The sequence below is a fragment of the Kitasatospora sp. NPDC096147 genome, from assembly GCF_044763225.1.
Lineage (GTDB): Bacteria > Actinomycetota > Actinomycetes > Streptomycetales > Streptomycetaceae > Kitasatospora.
The window spans coordinates 1-15,217 of record NZ_JBIWFX010000016.1; the positions used below are offsets into that span (position 1 = coordinate 1).

General features: G+C 72.7%; 15 protein-coding genes. 5 read left to right on the forward strand and 10 right to left on the reverse strand.

Annotation, left to right across the window (positions count from 1 at the left end):
• Positions 1 to 261: 261 nt before the first annotated feature.
• Genes ACIRBX_RS32810 through ACIRBX_RS32820 form a run of 3 tightly spaced genes read right to left on the reverse strand, consistent with a single transcriptional unit; the run spans position 262 to position 2,177 of the window.
• Positions 262 to 1,062 carry a DUF3710 domain-containing protein gene (locus ACIRBX_RS32810; protein ID WP_402302780.1) on the reverse strand — a complete coding sequence of 267 codons (801 nt, stop codon included), beginning with the start codon at positions 1,060 to 1,062 and terminating at the stop codon, positions 262 to 264.
• Positions 1,063 to 1,119: 57 nt separating this feature from the next.
• Positions 1,120 to 1,608, reverse strand: a complete 489-nt coding sequence (gene dut, locus ACIRBX_RS32815; RefSeq protein WP_402302783.1) for a dUTP diphosphatase — start codon at positions 1,606 to 1,608, stop codon at positions 1,120 to 1,122.
• Positions 1,605 to 2,177, reverse strand: coding sequence for a PaaI family thioesterase (locus tag ACIRBX_RS32820; protein WP_402303034.1), 573 nt, complete (start codon positions 2,175 to 2,177; stop codon positions 1,605 to 1,607). The genes dut and ACIRBX_RS32820 overlap by 4 nt, the downstream gene beginning before the upstream one ends.
• 216 nt (positions 2,178 to 2,393) lie before the next feature.
• Here ACIRBX_RS32820 and ACIRBX_RS32825 point away from each other — a divergent pair, with 216 nt between their 5' ends.
• A complete protein-coding gene (locus ACIRBX_RS32825) occupies positions 2,394 to 2,846 on the forward strand; it encodes a DUF3093 domain-containing protein (protein ID WP_402302785.1) in 453 nt (150 codons plus the stop codon).
• Positions 2,847 to 3,105: 259 nt separating this feature from the next.
• Here ACIRBX_RS32825 and ACIRBX_RS32830 read toward each other — a convergent pair whose 3' ends face one another.
• From ACIRBX_RS32830 to ACIRBX_RS32845, 4 genes are all read right to left on the reverse strand, one after another.
• Positions 3,106 to 3,405, reverse strand: a complete 300-nt coding sequence (locus tag ACIRBX_RS32830; protein ID WP_345288514.1) for a DUF4193 domain-containing protein — start codon at positions 3,403 to 3,405, stop codon at positions 3,106 to 3,108.
• A gap of 448 nt (positions 3,406 to 3,853) precedes the next feature.
• The gene (locus ACIRBX_RS32835) at positions 3,854 to 4,855 is read right to left on the reverse strand and encodes an acyl-ACP desaturase (protein WP_402302788.1); all 1,002 of its coding nucleotides are present in this window, start codon (positions 4,853 to 4,855) and stop codon (positions 3,854 to 3,856) included.
• Between the two features lie 303 nt (positions 4,856 to 5,158).
• Entirely contained in the window at positions 5,159 to 6,451 is a 1,293-nt protein-coding gene (locus ACIRBX_RS32840; protein ID WP_402302791.1) for a sensor histidine kinase, read from the reverse strand.
• A gap of 44 nt (positions 6,452 to 6,495) precedes the next feature.
• Positions 6,496 to 7,149 (reverse strand): response regulator transcription factor, encoded by a 654-nt coding sequence (locus ACIRBX_RS32845; protein WP_402302794.1) that lies wholly within the window; start codon positions 7,147 to 7,149, stop codon positions 6,496 to 6,498.
• 492 nt (positions 7,150 to 7,641) lie between these two features.
• Between ACIRBX_RS32845 and ACIRBX_RS32850 the strand changes: the two genes are divergently transcribed.
• Positions 7,642 to 7,827, forward strand: coding sequence for a hypothetical protein (locus ACIRBX_RS32850; protein ID WP_402302797.1), 186 nt, complete (start codon positions 7,642 to 7,644; stop codon positions 7,825 to 7,827).
• 84 nt (positions 7,828 to 7,911) lie between these two features.
• Here the strand turns inward: ACIRBX_RS32850 and ACIRBX_RS32855 are convergent, their stop codons facing one another.
• Both ACIRBX_RS32855 and ACIRBX_RS32860 read right to left on the reverse strand, forming a co-directional pair.
• The gene (locus ACIRBX_RS32855; RefSeq protein ID WP_402302798.1) at positions 7,912 to 8,706 is read right to left on the reverse strand and encodes an inositol monophosphatase family protein; all 795 of its coding nucleotides are present in this window, start codon (positions 8,704 to 8,706) and stop codon (positions 7,912 to 7,914) included.
• A gap of 87 nt (positions 8,707 to 8,793) precedes the next feature.
• Positions 8,794 to 9,936 (reverse strand): ferrochelatase, encoded by a 1,143-nt coding sequence (locus ACIRBX_RS32860; RefSeq protein ID WP_402302800.1) that lies wholly within the window; start codon positions 9,934 to 9,936, stop codon positions 8,794 to 8,796.
• A 129-nt stretch (positions 9,937 to 10,065) separates the two neighbouring features.
• Between ACIRBX_RS32860 and ACIRBX_RS32865 the strand changes: the two genes are divergently transcribed.
• Together ACIRBX_RS32865 and ACIRBX_RS32870 are read left to right on the forward strand one after the other, a co-directional pair.
• Complete coding sequence (locus ACIRBX_RS32865; RefSeq protein ID WP_402302803.1) at positions 10,066 to 11,307, forward strand: MFS transporter; 1,242 nt, start codon at positions 10,066 to 10,068, stop codon at positions 11,305 to 11,307.
• Positions 11,308 to 11,449: 142 nt separating this feature from the next.
• Positions 11,450 to 12,754, forward strand: coding sequence for a D-arabinono-1,4-lactone oxidase (locus tag ACIRBX_RS32870; protein ID WP_402302805.1), 1,305 nt, complete (start codon positions 11,450 to 11,452; stop codon positions 12,752 to 12,754).
• Positions 12,755 to 12,761: 7 nt separating this feature from the next.
• Here the strand turns inward: ACIRBX_RS32870 and ACIRBX_RS32875 are convergent, their stop codons facing one another.
• A complete protein-coding gene (locus ACIRBX_RS32875; RefSeq protein WP_402302808.1) occupies positions 12,762 to 13,577 on the reverse strand; it encodes a hypothetical protein in 816 nt (271 codons plus the stop codon).
• 433 nt (positions 13,578 to 14,010) lie between these two features.
• Here ACIRBX_RS32875 and sepH point away from each other — a divergent pair, with 433 nt between their 5' ends.
• Positions 14,011 to 15,078 carry a septation protein SepH gene (sepH, locus tag ACIRBX_RS32880; RefSeq protein WP_402302810.1) on the forward strand — a complete coding sequence of 356 codons (1,068 nt, stop codon included), beginning with the start codon at positions 14,011 to 14,013 and terminating at the stop codon, positions 15,076 to 15,078.
• Positions 15,079 to 15,217 lie beyond the last annotated feature (139 nt).

Consider the following 15,217-nt stretch of genomic DNA (forward strand, 5'->3'; position numbering starts at 1 on the left):
GTTGACTTTTGGCACGCTGTTGAGTTCTCAAGGAACGGTGGCTTCCTTCGGTCTGCCTTCCGGCAGGCCCTCCGGGCGCTTCGTTCTTTCGTGTTTCCCAGCCTATCAGACGTTTTCCGCTCCGTTTCACCGGAGTTTCATCCATCTGACCTGCGTTTGTTCGCTGCTCTCGCGGCGACTCCGGAACTGTACGGCGATCGACGTCCCACAAGCAAATCGCCCCCGCCCGGCGGACCGGGCGGGGGCGACTGGCGCTTCGGGTCAGCGGACCTCGGTGATCTCCGGGCCGCGTGCGAAGGGGTCGAGCGAGACGTCCGCGAAGCGGGAGCCCGGCTCGCCCTCGACGACGCCCGCGCCGCCGTCGGCGACCATCTGGGCGTCCTCGGGGAGCTTGAGGACGATCGGGTCCCGGGGGGCCATCGGAGTCTCGCCCCGGACCACCACGGTCTGCAGGAAGACCTGCTCGAGGATGCCGGCCATCTCGGGCTGTACCGCCGCCTGGCCGGAAATGACGCCGCGCAGGAACCAGCGCGGGCCGTCGCAGCCGACGAAGCGGACCAGCTGGACGCCCTGGGTGCCGTCCGGGAGCTGGACCGGGACCTGGGCACGGAGGTGCCAGCCCAGCGGACCCTCCTCCTCCTCGACCACACCGCCCTGCTGGGTGATGCCGGTGGCGATCTCCTCGCGGACCTCGCCCCAGATGCCCTCGGACTTGGGGGCGGCGAACGCCTGCAGCTGGATGGCGCTGTTGCCCAGGACCAGGGTGGCGGCCACGATCGCGTCGCCGGCCACCTCCACCCGGAGCTCCATGCCCTCGACGCCGGGGATCAGCAGACCACCGAGGTCCACCCGGCCGTCCTGCGGGGTCTCCAGCTCGGAGACGTCCCAGGGGCCTTCCGGACGCGGGGCCGGCGGCAGGCCGACCCGGTCGGCGGGGTCGCTGATGTTCTCGCTCTCGGAGTCGGCGGAACCTTCGACGTCATCGGCCGTCTCGTCGGCGCTGATGGCGTCGTCGGCGAGCTGCTCGACAGCGTCCTCGCTCTTCTGGCGACGACGGAACACGGTCACTGTCCTTCCCGGTCCAAGACCGATGCGAATACCTGCTCGACTACTGCTCGGCTACTGCGCTGGCGCGGGCATGGTAACCCTGTCGTGACCTCCGGTCGACCCGAACCCGCCTTCTCCACGCGCCGAACCGGGAAGTTCGGCCACCTCGTGGAAGCGGGCCTTCTCGACCTGCTGGATGACCAGCTGGGCAATCCGGTCCCCCCGGCGGAACGTGACGGTCTCGCGGGGGTCCAGGTTGACCACGATCACCTTGATCTCACCACGGTACCCGGCGTCGACCGTCCCCGGGGCGTTCACCAAGGCAACGCCGCAGCGGACCGCGAGGCCGGAACGCGGGTGCACGAAGGCGGCGTAGCCGTCGGGCAGGGCGAGCGCGATGCCGGTCGGCAGCAGGATCCGCTCACCGGGGGCGAGTTCGGCGTCCACGGTGGTCCGCAGGTCGGCACCGGCGTCGCCGGGGTGCTCGTACGCGGGCAGCGGGATCTCCGGGTCGATCCTGGTGATCAGGATGTCCACCGGCTCGCGGGGGGTGGTGCTCACGGGTTCACCTCAAAGGCTCGGGCGCGCTTCAACAGGTCCTGGTCGTCCATGACCTTCTCGATGTCCTCGGGACGACCGTGCGTGGTGAAGTGTTCCAGCTTCACCTGGATGAAGAGTGCCTGGGCGCGGATCGCGACCGGCCCGTCCGGCCCGCCGATCCGGCCCTCGGCGGCGCTGTAGATCTTCCGGCCGTGCACACCGGTGACCCAGGCGCGGATGTGCAGCACCGAGTCGACGGGCACCGGGCGGACGAAGTCGCTCTCCAGCCGGCCGGTGACGGCAGGGGCGTGCAGCAGCCAGTTGAGGGTGCCCATGGTCTCGTCCATGGCGGTCATCAGCATGCCGCCGTGGGCCAGGCCGGGGCCGCCTTGGTGCTCCGGGCGGACGGTGAACTCGGCGGTGACGTCCAGGCCTTCGCCGGCCACCGCGTCGATCCGCAGGCCCTGCGGGTGCTGCGGACCGCAGCCGAAGCAGTGCTCGTAGTGCGAGCCGAGGCGGGTGCCGGGTGCGGGCGCCCCGGGGGCCCGGGGCGGCAGCACGGCGTCGGCGGGCGGAGTGGTGGGCGGCAGCGCCACCGGGGCGGGCAGTGCGGCGGCGGAGAGGCCGGTGGGGGTGTCGGTGGGGGTGTCGGTGGAGGCGTTCACGCCCGCGACCCTACCGGCGGGTAGCTTCCGGCGCACCGGTCGTCCGGACCGCGGGCACGGTCGGTGCGGGGCACCGCCTCCGCGGCCCGGGGCGGGGCACCCCGGGGCCGGAGCGGGCGTCAGCGCACCCACAATGGAGGCATGTACGACGAACGCCTCACCGTCCCCCGCAGCTGGTGGCTGCTGCCCGTCGCGCTCGGCCTCACGCTGGGCCTGATCATGATCCGGTTCGACGCGGTCGCGGCGCTGATCGCGCTGGTGATCGGCGTGGTCGCCGGGGCCGCCGCGCTGAGCAGTTACGGCTCGGTCCGGATCCGGGTCGTGCAGGGCTCCCTGGTGGCCGGGCAGGCCCGGATCCCCGCCGAGGCGCTGGGCACCGCGCACGTGCTGAACCCGGCCGAGACGGCCGCCTGGCGGACCAGCAAGGCGGACCCCCGTGCGTTCATGCTGCTGCGCAGCTACGTGCCGACGGCCCTGCGGGTCGAGGTGACCGACCCGACCGACCCGACGCCGTACGTCTACCTGTCCACCCGCTCCCCGCAGCGGCTGGCCGATGCGCTGGCCGACGCCCGCCGGGTGGGCCGCACCAAGTAGCCCCGCAGGCCGCAGGGCCGGGTCCACGGCCCTGCAAGCCACCTGCGGAACGACGGAGGGACGGCTCCGCGTGGTGTCACGCGGGACCGTCCCTGTGTTCCGTCGCTGCCGCTCGGCCGGACGGACCGGCCGGGCGTCGGTGCGGGCGCAGCCGCCGGAGCGGCCACTGCTGCTGCCTCCGGCCCTGCTGCCCAGGGCCGGGCGGGGTGGTGTGCCGGGCCGACGGTGTCCGTCGGGCCGCGGCCGTTCCCGCCGAGGCTCAGGCGCCGCAGTCCACGCAGATCGGCTGGCCGTTCTTCTCGCCGGCCAGCTGGCTGCGGTGGTGCACCAGGAAGCAGCTCATGCAGGTGAACTCGTCGGCCTGGCGCGGCAGCACCCGGACCGAGAGCTCCTCGTTGGACAGGTCGGCGCCGGGCAGCTCCAGGCCCTCGTTGGCGTCGAACTCGTCGACGTCCACCGAGCTGCCGGACTTCTCGTTCCGGCGAGCCTTGAGCTCCTCGATGCTGTCTTCGTTGACGTCGTCGTCAGTCTTGCGCGGGGTGTCGTAGTCCGTTGCCATGTTCGCTCTCCCCCTTTGGGTGTGTGCGGGTATCTCCAGCGCACGTAACGCATGGGGGGCCGGTCTTGTGCCCGACCCGAGGGCGAGATTTTGCCTTACTTCAAGCCCTGTTACTCAATCGACATCCACTAACGGCCCCGTCGGAGGCCTCCGGAGGGGCCTCGGAGGGTTCACGGAGAGCGGTCGGCCCAGGTCCGCCACGGCACTCGGGCCGACACGCTGTGTAGCCACCCCGGAGGGGGTGATCCGCCAACTCACCTGCGGCGGTACGATTCTGACGACACGTCGACAATCCCGACCGCCGCCCCGCGCGTCACCGTGCGCAGTCGTTTCACCCGGATCGGTGATCACCAAGAGAGATCATCCGAACGGGTCGGACCGGCTGATGTGATATCCGTCACTGTCTGAACTTTTCGGGCAAAACCCGCAGAATCCACCTGCCCGACGGCTACTTCCGAGCGGCTGCGGCGGCCCGGCGGGCGAGCAGGGCGGCCTGTCGCTCGTCGAACTTGGTGGCCTGCGCGTCCAGACCGTCCAGGAAGGCGCCGAGCTGCTGCTGGGCCAGCAGGCCCTCCGGTCCGAGGCCCCCGAGCTCCATCACCTTCAGGTGGCGCAGCACGGGCTGCAGCACGTCGTCGTGGTGGATCCGCAGGTTGTAGACGCCGCCGATGGCGATCTGGGCGGCCGCCCGCTCGAAGCCGGGGATGCCGTGGCCGGGCATGCGGAAGTCGGTCACCACGTCGGCGATGGCCCGCATGGCCTGGTCGGGAGCGATCTCCAGGGCGGCCTTGAGCAGGTTCCGGTAGAAGACCATGTGCAGGTTCTCGTCGTTGGCGATCTTCGCCAGCAGCTGGTCGCAGAGCGGGTCGCCGGCGTACTTGCCGGTGTTCCGGTGCGAGATCCGGGTCGCCAACTCCTGGAAGGCCACGTAGGCCACCGAGTGCAGCATGCTGTGCGCGTTGTCGGACTCGAAGCCCTCCGACATGTGCGACATCCGGGCCCGCTCCAGCTCCACCGGATCGACCGCACGGGTGGCCAGCAGGTAGTCGCGAATGGCTATGCCGTGCCGGCCCTCCTCCGCCGTCCAGCGGTGCACCCAGGTGCCCCACGCGCCCTCACGGCCGAACATGCTGGCGATCTCGTGGTGGTAGCTGGGGAGGTTGTCCTCGGTCAGCAGGTTGACCACCAGCGAGACCCGGCCCAGCGGGGTCACCTGCGACTGGTCCAGGGCCCACGCCTCGCCCCCCAGCACGCCGTCGAAGTCCCGGCCCTGGCTCCAGGGCACGAACTCGTGCGGCATCCACTCCTTGGCCACCTTCAGGTGCCGGTTCAGCTCGGTCTCCACGACCTCTTCGAGCGCCATGATCAGTCGCGCGTCGGTCCAGCCGGTGGTGGCGAGCGGGGCGGCGGCGGGCGCGGGGACGGTGCGCTGCTCGGGTGCGATGGTCACGGCTGTGCTCCTGACGGGCGGGCAGGGACGACGGCGGTCGCGGTGGGGACCAGCTGGCTGCGACCCACCTTACGGCTGCGTAGGTTACGACACCGTAAGTTCTTCCGGCAGCAAAAGACAAGCCGCCCCCGCCAGGGCATATGTCGGCTGACTTGCCTGGCGGGGGCGGCTGTTGGGCGCGGCGGGACGTTCCGCACTGCTCCGGGCACGGAGCGGTGCGGCGGGACCGGGCCGGTGACGTGCGGGCGGGTGGGCGTACGGGCCTGCGTGCGTACGGGCGGGTGGGCGTACGGGCGGCGGAGGTCAGACTCCCGGGATCCGGACCCGGATGGTCAGGCCTCCCCCCGGGCGCGCGGTGGCCTCGATGGCGCCACCGTGCGCCCGGACCACCGAACGGACGATGGAGAGGCCGAGACCGACCCCCTTGTCGCTCCTGGTCCGGTCCGCGCCCTTGACCCGGCGGAACGGCTCGAAGATGTGCTCCAGCTCGTACCCGGGCACCACCGGCCCGGTGTTGCTGACGGTCAGCTCTCCCCCGCCGCCCGGGGCCGGGGCGCTGGTGATCTCCACCCAGCCGCCGGGGGTGTTGTAGCGGATGCCGTTCTGCAGCAGGTTGAGCGCGATCCGCTCCAGCAGCACGCCGTTCCCGCCGACCACGGCCGGGTGCAGCTCGGAGCGGACCTCCACCTCGCGGCCGGCCGCCTCCGGCTTGGTCACCTCGACGGCCCGCTGGGCCACCTCGGCGAGCTCGACCGGGCGGCGCTCGGTCAGTTCGTTGTCACTGCGGGCCAGCAGCAGCAGGCCCTCGACCAGTTGCTCGCTGCGCTCGTTGGTGGCCAGCAGGGTCTTGCCGAGCTGCTGGAGGTCGGGCGAGGCGCCCGGATCGGAGAGCTGGACCTCCAGCAGGGTGCGGTTGATCGCCAGCGGGGTGCGTAGCTCGTGCGAGGCGTTGGCGACGAACCTGCGCTGCGAGTCGAAGGCGCGGTCCAACCGTTCGAGCATGTCGTCGAAGGTGTCGGCGAGCTCCTTGAGCTCGTCGTCCGGGCCGTCCATGTCGATCCGGCGGTGCAGGTCGGAGCCGGCCACCTCACGGGCGGTCCGGGTGATCCGGTTGAGCGGGTGGAGCACCCGGCCGGCCAGCGCGTAGCCGAGGATGAAGGCGATCACGGCCAGGCAGACCATCACGGTCAGGGACTTGCGCAGCAGGGTGGTGAGCGAGGCGTCGGCCTCGCTGCGCTGGTACTCCTGGATCGCCTGGTTGAAGTTGTCCCCCGCGACCCTGGTGCCGTTCGGCATGGTGACGTACATGTCCGGGGCCAGCACCAGGCGCGGCAGCGAGGCGTCGTGGAACGCCTGCTGGACGAAGTAGTACATCAGCAGCAGCAGCACCACTCCGGCGGTCAGGAACATCCCGCCGTAGAGCAGGGTGAGCCGGATCCGGATGGTCGGGCGCAGCTGGAGCCAGCCGAAGACGCCGCCCAGCACCTCCTGGGGCTGCTCCTGCGGGGCGGCCAGCGGCGGTCGGGTCGGGCGTGGCGGCACCGGGGTGCCTCCGGGCGCGCCGGAGGCCCCGCCGGGTGGGGGCGGGGTGGTCATGGGTGTCCTCTCGGGGATGGCCCCTGGCGGGTGTTGAGGGGGGCTCAGATCCGGTAACCGGAGCCGGGCACGGTGACGATGACGGCCGGGTCGCCGAGCTTGCGGCGCAGGGTCATCACGGTCACCCGGACCACGTTGGTGAACGGGTCGGTGTGCTCGTCCCAGGCCTTCTCCAGCAGTTGCTCGGCCGAGACCACCGCGCCGCCGGCCCGCATCAGGACCTCCAGCACGGCGAACTCCTTGGGCGCCAGCTGGATCGGCCGGTCGTCCCGGAGCACCTCGCGGCGGCCCGGGTCCAGCGAGATGCCGGCCCGCTCCAGCACCGGCGGCAGCGGCACCGTCGCCCGGCGGCCGAGCGCCCGGACCCGGGCCACCAGCTCGCTGAAGGCGAAGGGCTTGGGCAGGTAGTCGTCGGCGCCGATCTCCAGGCCCTCGACCCGGTCGCTGATGTCGCCGGAGGCGGTCAGCATGATCACCCGGGTGGCCAGGCCCTGCTCGACGATGCTGCGGCAGACGTCGTCACCGTGCACCAGCGGCAGGTCGCGGTCGAGCACCACCACGTCGTAGTCGTTGACCCCGATGCGCTGGAGCGCGGCCTCCCCGTCGTAGACCACGTCGACGGCCATCGCCTCCCGGCGCAGGCCGGTGGCCACTGCTTCGGCGAGCAGCTGCTCGTCCTCCACGACGAGAACCCGCACGGTCGTTGTCCCTTCTCCGACTTGACTGCGGCCGACCGTGCTGGAGCCCGAGCGGGCCGTGGTGCGGCCGGGCGCGGACTTCCGACCTGGGTCCCTACCGCGCCAGTGGCGGTGGGGACGGGCACAGCGGTCCGACGGTGTCCCCATCCTGCCTGGTGTGGCGGTAAAGCAGCGATAAGCCGTGACGCGTCAGGTCGTACGGGCGCCGGTACGGACTGTGACGCGGGCAACTTTCCGGCCGTGTCAGGTTTCCCGCCGTCCGGGGCGGGGAGTAAGGCTGCACACCCACGATCGGGTCGAGCGCCGATCGTGGTCACCACCCGCCGTGCGTTCATCCGCACCGGTCCGGGTTTCGGAGTCGCATCGGACGGCCGCAGGCCGCGTCGCACCAGCCGGGGGAGCAGGGAGCCCTGGCTGGGGCGTTTCCGTTGGCGCCGTCACCCGGTCGGGGAACGCCGGACCGTGCCCGTCCGACACCGTAAGGGGGCCCGAATGGACGCCTTCACCGCCGGGATCATCCAGCGCATAAAGAGCGCCGAGGAAGACCTGCACCGTGCCATCGCTTCCGGCGACGAGTTCCTCGCCGAGGTCGAGCAGTCCGAGCTGGACGACCTGCGCCGGCTCGCCGCCGAACACGGCGTCGACCCGGTGCAGGAGCTGCACCGGACCGCCGCCTGACCCTCAGCACCACCCGTACTGCCCGAGCCCTGGCGCCCCCCGTGTGCCAGGGCTTCGTGCTGCCCCGGCACCGGAGGGACGGCGTCAGGCCCCGAGCTCGGCCAGCCGGGCGGTGAGCCGCTCGAAGGTGGCCGGGGGCGCGGCCACGGTCAGCCCGTCGCCGGCCGGCTCGCCGGGGCGGCCACCGGAGAGCCCGCCGGCCTCGGCGACCAGCAGGAGCCCGGCGGCCCGGTCCCAGGGGTGCAGGCCGCGCTCGTAGAACCCGTCCAGCCGGCCCGCCGCCAGGTCGCAGAGGTCGACGGCGGCGGCGCCGCCCCGGCGGATGTCGCGGACCTCGGGCAGCAGGCCGAGCAGCACCCGGGCCTGCTCCTCGCGGACCTCCCGCACGTAGTTGAAGCCGGTGGAGACCAGGGCCTGGCCCCACGGCGGCGCCGGACGGCAGCGGATCGGAGCGCCGTCCAGGTACGCGCCCCGGCCGAGCACCGCGTGGAACAGCTCGCCCCGGGCCGGCACCGCCACCACCCCGACCACCGCCCGGCCGTCCAGCTCGGCCGCCACGCTGACGCCCCAGGAGGGCAGCCCGTACAGGTAGTTGACGGTCCCGTCGAGCGGGTCGACCACCCAGCGCACCCCGCTGGTGCCGGGACGGTCGGCGCCCTCCTCGCCGAGGTAGCCGTCCTGCGGGCGGCGGCGGCCGATCAGCTCCAGGACAAGCTTCTCGGAGGCGAGGTCCATCTCGGTCACCACGTCCACCGGGCTGCTCTTGGTGGCGGCCACCCCGAGGTCGGCCGGGCGGCCCTCGCGCAGCAGGGCGCCGGCCTCGGCTGCGGCCTCCAGCGCGACGTCGAGGAGTTCGTCCAGCAGGGCGGGATCGGGCACGGGGTTTCCTTCCGGCGGGCGGTCGGTTGACGGGCAGTCGGTTGACGGGCAGTCGGGTGACGAGGCGTCGGGTGACACCCCGTCAGGTCAGTGCTGGGCGGCGGCCGGTCGCGGGGCGCGCGGGTTGGGGCAGCAGGCCACGGCGCAGACGTCGTGGCTGGGGCCGAGCGCCCCGAGCGCGCACCGCTCGGGGCGGTCGCCGCGCTCCGCCGCCGCGCGCTCCAGCACCAGCTCGCGGACGGCGGCGGTGAAGCGCGGGTCGGCGCCGACCGTGGCGGCCCGGGTGACCGGCAGCTCCAGCTCGGCGGCCTTGGCGGTGGCCTCGGTGTCGAGGTCGTACTTGACCTCCATGTGGTCGGAGACGAAGCCGATCGGCACCATCACGGCGGCCGGCGCGCCGGCCTCCTTCAGGGCCTCCAGGTGGTCGCAGACGTCCGGCTCCAGCCACGGGACGTGGGGCGCGCCGCTGCGGCTCTGGTAGACCAGCTCCCACGGCCGGCTCGTCCCGGTCCGCTCGGCCACCGCCCCGGCGACCAGCCTGGCCACCTCCAGGTGCTGGGCCACGTACGCGCCGCCGGGCTCGCCCCGGGCCGGGTCGTCGGGGGCGCCGGAGGACTCGGCCATCGCGTCCGGGATGGAGTGGGTGGTGAAGGTCAGGTGGGCGCCCTCGCGCACCCCGTCGGGCAGCGCCGCGAGGGCGGCCAGGGTGGCGTCCACCATCGGCTCGACGAAGCCGGGGTGGTTGTAGAAGTGGCGCAGCTTGTCCACCGTGAGACCGGTGACGCCCTCGCCTTCCAGGGTGGCCAGCGCGTCGGCCAGGTTCTCCCGGTACTGGCGGCAGCCGGAGTACCCGGCGTAGGCGCTGGTGGCCAGCACCAGCGCCCGGCGGTGGCCGTCGGCGGCCAGCTCGCGCAGGGTGTCGGTGAGGTAGGGGGCCCAGTTCCGGTTGCCCCAGTAGACCGGGAGGTCGAGGCCGTGCTCGGCGAAGTCCTTGCGGAGCGCGGCCAGCAGCTCCCGGTTCTGCTCGTTGATCGGGCTGACCCCGCCGAACAGGAAGTAGTGCTTGCCGACCTCGGCCAGCCGCTCCTTCGGGATGCCGCGGCCCCGGGTGACGTTCTCCAGGAACGGCACCACGTCCTCGGGGGCCTCCGGGCCGCCGAAGGAGAGCAGCAGCAGGGCGTCGTACGGGGCCGGGCCGGAGCCGGGCGTGAGGGTGCGCGAGTCGGGCATGGCACCGATCCTGCCACCAACGGCACCGCTTCCCGCCGTAGGTCCACAGAACGGAAATATCGGTTGCCCGGACTCGTAAGCTGTGTATACGAGCCGTGTTCCTTACCCCCACCACAGCGGAGCTCCCCCGTGCTGTCCAGCTACCGCCAGATCTTCGCCGCCCCCGGCACCCTGGCCTTCTCGTTCTTCGGGTTCATAGCCCGGATGCCGATCTCGATGACCGGCATCGGCATCATCACCATGCTGTCCCAGCTGCGCGGCTCCTACGCCCTGGCCAGCGCGGTCTCCGCCGCCATGGCGGTCTCGGCGGCGGTGCTGGGCCCGCAGGTCTCCCGGCTGGTCGACCGGTACGGGCAGCGGAGGATCACCCTGCCTGCCACCGCCGTCACCGTCGCCGCCGCCGTGGTCCTGCTGCTGCTGGCCCGGGCCGGGGCGCCCAGCTGGACGCTCTTCCTGCCCGCCGTCGGGATGGGCGTGATGCCCAGCGCCGGCTCGATGGTCCGGGCCCGCTGGGCCAATCTCTACAGCTCCGCCCCGCCCAAGCTGCACACCGCGTACTCCTTCGAGGCGGTGGTGGACGAGCTCTGCTTCATCATCGGCCCGATCCTCTCCGTCACGCTGGCCACCAGTGTCTTCCCGGAGGCCGGCGTGCTGCTGGCCGGGGTGTTCCTGCTGGTCGGCGTGGTGCTGTTCACCGCCCAGCGGCGGACCGAGCCGCCGGTGCGGCCGGAGGAGCACCGGGCCGGGCGGTCGGCGATCTTCTCCAAGGGCCTCCAGGTGCTGGTAGCCACCTTCGTGGCGACCGGCGCGGTGTTCGGCTCGGTCGAGGTGGTCACGCTGGCCTACGCCGAGGCCGAGGGCCACAAGAGCCTGACCGGCGTGGTGCTGGCGATCTACGCGCTCGGCTCCTGCCTGGCCGGCGTGGTGTTCGGCACGCTGAAGCTGACCGGCTCGATGGCCACCCGCTTCCTGGTCGGGGTCGCGCTGATGGCGGGCAGCATGGTGCCGCTGGTGGTGGTCGGCTCACTGGTGCACGGCACCGCCGGGCTGATCGCGATCAGCGCCGCGCTCTTCGTGGCCGGCATCTCCATCTCGCCCACCCTGATCACCGCGATGGCCCTGGTCGAGCGACTGGTACCGGCCGCCCAGCTGACCGAGGGGATGACCTGGACCACCACCGGCCTGGCCCTGGGCGTGGCGCTCGGCTCCTCGGCCGGCGGTCTGGTGGTGGACGCGGCCGGCGCCTCGGCCGGGTACTGGGTGCCGGTGGCCTCCGCCGTCTTCGGCGCGCTGGTCGCCCTCGGCGGGGTGGCCCGGCTGCGGGCCGGGCTGGTCACCTCGGAGGAGCGGCAGCAGCCGGTGGCGGTCTGACCCGCCGTCAGCGGCGCTCCCGGACGGCCCGCCCGATGATCGCCGGGCTGCCCCGGACCCCTGTTTTCCGGCGCCCTCGGCGACTACGCTCCCCCTACCCACCGGTACGGAGCGGGCCGAGGCCCGGAGCGGAGGCACCCCCATGCCCCAGGGCACCTGGCGGAACTGGGCCGGCAACCAGAGCGCCCGGCCGAGCCGGACCGCGACGCCGCGCTCGGTCGAGGAGCTCTCGGCCCTGATCGGCCACGCCGCCGAGCAGGGCCGGACGGTGAAGGCGGTCGGCTCCGGCCACTCCTTCACCTCGATCGCCTCCGCCGGGGAGGGCCTGCTGATCCACCCCCACGGGCTGACCGCGCTGCGGGAGATCGACCGCGAGGCCGGCACCGTCACCGTCGAGTCCGGCTTCCCGCTGTCGCAGCTGAACCGGACCCTGGAGGCGGCCGGCCTCTCGCTGACCAACATGGGCGACATCGAGGTGCAGACCGTCGCCGGGGCCACCAGTACCGGCACCCACGGCACCGGCCGGGACTCCGGCTCGCTGGCCGCCCAGCTGCGGGCGGTGGAGATCGTGCTGGCGGACGGCTCGGTGCAGCACTGCTCGGAGGGGCAGAACCCGGAGCTGTACCAGGGCGCCCGGCTCGGCCTCGGCGCGCTCGGCGTGGTCAGCGCGCTGACCTTCGCGGTGGAGCCGCTCTTCCTGCTCACCGCGCACGAGCGGCCGATGGGCTTCGAGGAGGTGCTCGGCTCCTTCGAGGAGCTGGCCGCCGTGAACGAGCACTTCGAGTTCTACTGGTTCCCGCACACCGACCGCTGCTCGGTGAAGCGGAACAACCGCAGCCAGGGCCCGGCCGCCCCGCTGCCCGCTTTCAAAGCCTGGCTGGACGACGACTTCCTGTCCAACACGGTCTGGGAGGGCGCCTGCCGGATCGGCCGCCGCTTCCCCGGCACCATCCCGTCCATCGCCCAGCTCGCCAGCCGCGCCTGGTCCGAGCGGACCTACACGGACGTGGCGTACAAGGTGTACACCAGCCCGCGCACGGTGCGCTTCATCGAGATGGAGTACGCCGTCCCGCGCGCGGCGGCCACCACCGTGCTGCGCGAGCTGAAGGCGCTGGTCGAGCGCTCCGACTGGCGGATCAGCTTCCCGGTGGAGGTCCGGGTGGCACCGGCCGACGACCTCTGGCTCTCCACCGCGAACGGCCGGGACAGCGTCTACATAGCCGTCCACCTCTACCGGGGCACCCACGAGCAGGGCTACTTCACCGAGGTGGAGCGGCTGATGACCGCCCATCAGGGCCGGCCGCACTGGGGGAAGCTGCACACCCGGGACGCCGAGTACCTGGCCTCGGTCTACCCGCGCTTCGGCGACTTCACCGCGCTGCGCGACAAGGTCGACCCGGGCCGGCTGTTCGCCAACGACTACCTCCGCCGGGTGCTCGGGGACTGACGGTCGGTCAGGGCGAGGGGGTCCCGGACGGCGGGACGGCCGCCGGCTCCCCGGCCGGAGCGGAGGGCGTCGCAGTGGCGGTCGGGGTCGGCGTCGGCTTCGGGCTGGACGACGGACTCGGGCTGGGGCTGGGCGTGGGACTCGGGCTCGGCGACGGGCTCCCCGACGGCGAGGAGGACGGGGAGGACGAGGGCGAGGAGGACGGAGCGTCCGACGGCGCCCCGGACGGCGTCCCCGACGGGCCGGGCTGCTCCTTCCCGTCCGACGAGGTGTCAGGAGCGGGCGCCGGCTTCTGCACCGTCCCGCCGAAGGAGGTGCCCGTGCCCTGCTCGCCCTTGACGGTGGCCGCCACCGGCTTCCCGGTGACCAGCTCGAAGGTCACGATCGGCACCATGGCCAGCACGAACACCAGGCCGGAGGCCGCCAGGTAGGTCTTCCAGGTCCAACGGCGCTTGGCCCGCACCGTGGTCGGCTCGTTCCACTCCTGCGACAGCCCGGTGGTCGAGGGCAGCTCTGGGGCGCCGGTCGGTCCGGTCCGCTTCGGCACCTGGGTACGGTCCACGACCTGACGGAGTTGCTCCCCGCCGCGCCGGAACCAGTGCTGGAACACCGCGCTCCCCGTGGTGGCGCCGATCGAGACCACTGCCGCGCCGAGGATGGTGCCGTAGACGCCGAGCTCGGACGCGAGCAGCGCGCCGACGATCGTCGCGAGCGCGCTCGCGGCCACCTGAGCCACGCTCAGGTCGATCCGCCGTCGCTCCCCGTCCGGCCTCTCGACCCGCTCGGACATGGCCTGTTCGGTGCGCTGCTGGGGCATCAACATCCCTCGGTCGGTACGCCTGGTCATCCGGAAAAGTCCCTCCATCTTGCACAAAGGAGGACACAAGGGGCGAAACCCTGGTTCTGGGTGGCCGATATATGTGAAGATGATCACCGCGCACTGACCGACCGTCGGCCATGGGAGTGCCCACCCTTGAGATTCCCCTGAATCGGGGGAGACTTGAGCGGCGAGCCGCCCCTCCGGATGCCACGAATGGAGTACTGTTCGTGGAGCCTGAGCCTTCGGTCATCAGTGTCGGCAGTCCACCGGACAACGGCCGGAGCACCCGGGCGCGACGTCGACCGGCGACGTGGCAAACAGGCAACCGTGCCACAACGGTGCGTCAGGGCCCAAGCCCGACACGCCGAGTAACTCTGCAAGGTTGTGGCCAGTCGTGAGTGGGCAGGCCACACTCAGTACGGGAGCAGCGACGCAGGTGACGTCGGCAGGCACCACCCGGGAGGTAACCGTGCCCGAACTGCGCGTCGTGGCCGTCAGCAACGACGGCACACGGCTGGTGCTCAAGGCTGCCGACAGCACGGAGTACACCCTCCCCATCGACGAGCGGCTGCGCGCCGCGATCCGTGGGGACCGGCCGCGCCTCGGCCAGATCGAGATCGAGGTCGAGAGCCACCTCCGCCCCCGTGACATCCAGGCGCGGATACGAGCCGGTGCCTCCGCTGAGGAGGTCGCGCAGGCTGCCGGCATCTCGGTGGACCGGGTGCGCCGCTTCGAGGGCCCGGTGCTGGCCGAGCGCGCGTTCATGGCCGAGCGCGCCCGCAAGACCGCGATCCGCCGGCACGGCGAGACCACCGGTCCGCAGCTCGGCGAGGCGGTGGCCGAGCGCCTCGCACTGCGCGGGGCCGAGAAGGACACCGAGCGCTGGGACTCCTGGCGGCGCGACGACGGCACCTGGGAGGTCATCCTCTCCTACCGGGCCGACGGCGAGGGCCGGAGCGCCGGCTGGACCTACGACCCGCCGCGGCGGCTGGTGCAGCCGAACGACGACGAAGCGCGGGCGCTGATCGGCGAGAACGTGGAGCGGGACGAGGACTCCGTCTTCCCGTTCATCCCGCGGATCGCCCGGCTGCCCCAGGACCGTCCGGCCCGCCCGATGATCGAGCGGCCCTCGCCCGACCGGATCATGGCCCGGGAGGTGCGCGAGGTCCGGGAGGTCACCGCGACGGCGGCCACCGCGGAGAGCCGGGACTCGCTGACCAGCCTGCTCGACGTGGTGCCGGCCTACGTGCCCGCCATCGAGCCGGTGACCACGGTCGAGAGCCAGCCGGACGAGGTCGAGGAGGCCGCCCCGGCGGCCAGTGTCGGAGCCGGTTCGGCGTACGCGGACATCCTGATGCCCCGGGCGGTCGCGCCGCACCGGGAGCGGCTGGTCGGCACCACCGACCGGCAGGCCGAGGCGGACGGGGTCCGGCCCGGGCGCCGGGCCACGGTGCCGAGCTGGGACGAGATCGTCTTCGGTTCGCGCCGCAAGAAGCAGGAGTGACCGGCCGTCAGGCCGGATGATCCGGACGGGGGGGGGGGGGGGCCGCCGGCCCCCCCCCCCCCCCCACCCCCCCGGGGCGCGCCACCGGGAGCGCCAAGCTAGCACCCCGCCCCGGCCCCGGAGGACGGGCCGGCGGGCC

What these genes read in the sequence shown, in the direction of transcription:
- ACIRBX_RS32825 (WP_402302785.1), top strand. Translation starts at nt 2,394, where the DNA reads ATGTACGACGAACGCCTCACCGTCCCCCGCAGCTGGTGGCTGCTGCCC.
- ACIRBX_RS32870 (WP_402302805.1), top strand. Translation starts at nt 11,450, where the DNA reads ATGCCCCAGGGCACCTGGCGGAACTGGGCCGGCAACCAGAGCGCCCGG.
- ACIRBX_RS32840 (WP_402302791.1), bottom strand. Translation starts at nt 6,451, where the DNA reads ATGACCACCCCGCCCCCACCCGGCGGGGCCTCCGGCGCGCCCGGAGGC.
- ACIRBX_RS32830 (WP_345288514.1), bottom strand. Translation starts at nt 3,405, where the DNA reads ATGGCAACGGACTACGACACCCCGCGCAAGACTGACGACGACGTCAAC.
- ACIRBX_RS32850 (WP_402302797.1), top strand. Translation starts at nt 7,642, where the DNA reads ATGGACGCCTTCACCGCCGGGATCATCCAGCGCATAAAGAGCGCCGAG.
- ACIRBX_RS32875 (WP_402302808.1), bottom strand. Translation starts at nt 13,577, where the DNA reads ATGTTGATGCCCCAGCAGCGCACCGAACAGGCCATGTCCGAGCGGGTC.
- ACIRBX_RS32860 (WP_402302800.1), bottom strand. Translation starts at nt 9,936, where the DNA reads ATGCCCGACTCGCGCACCCTCACGCCCGGCTCCGGCCCGGCCCCGTAC.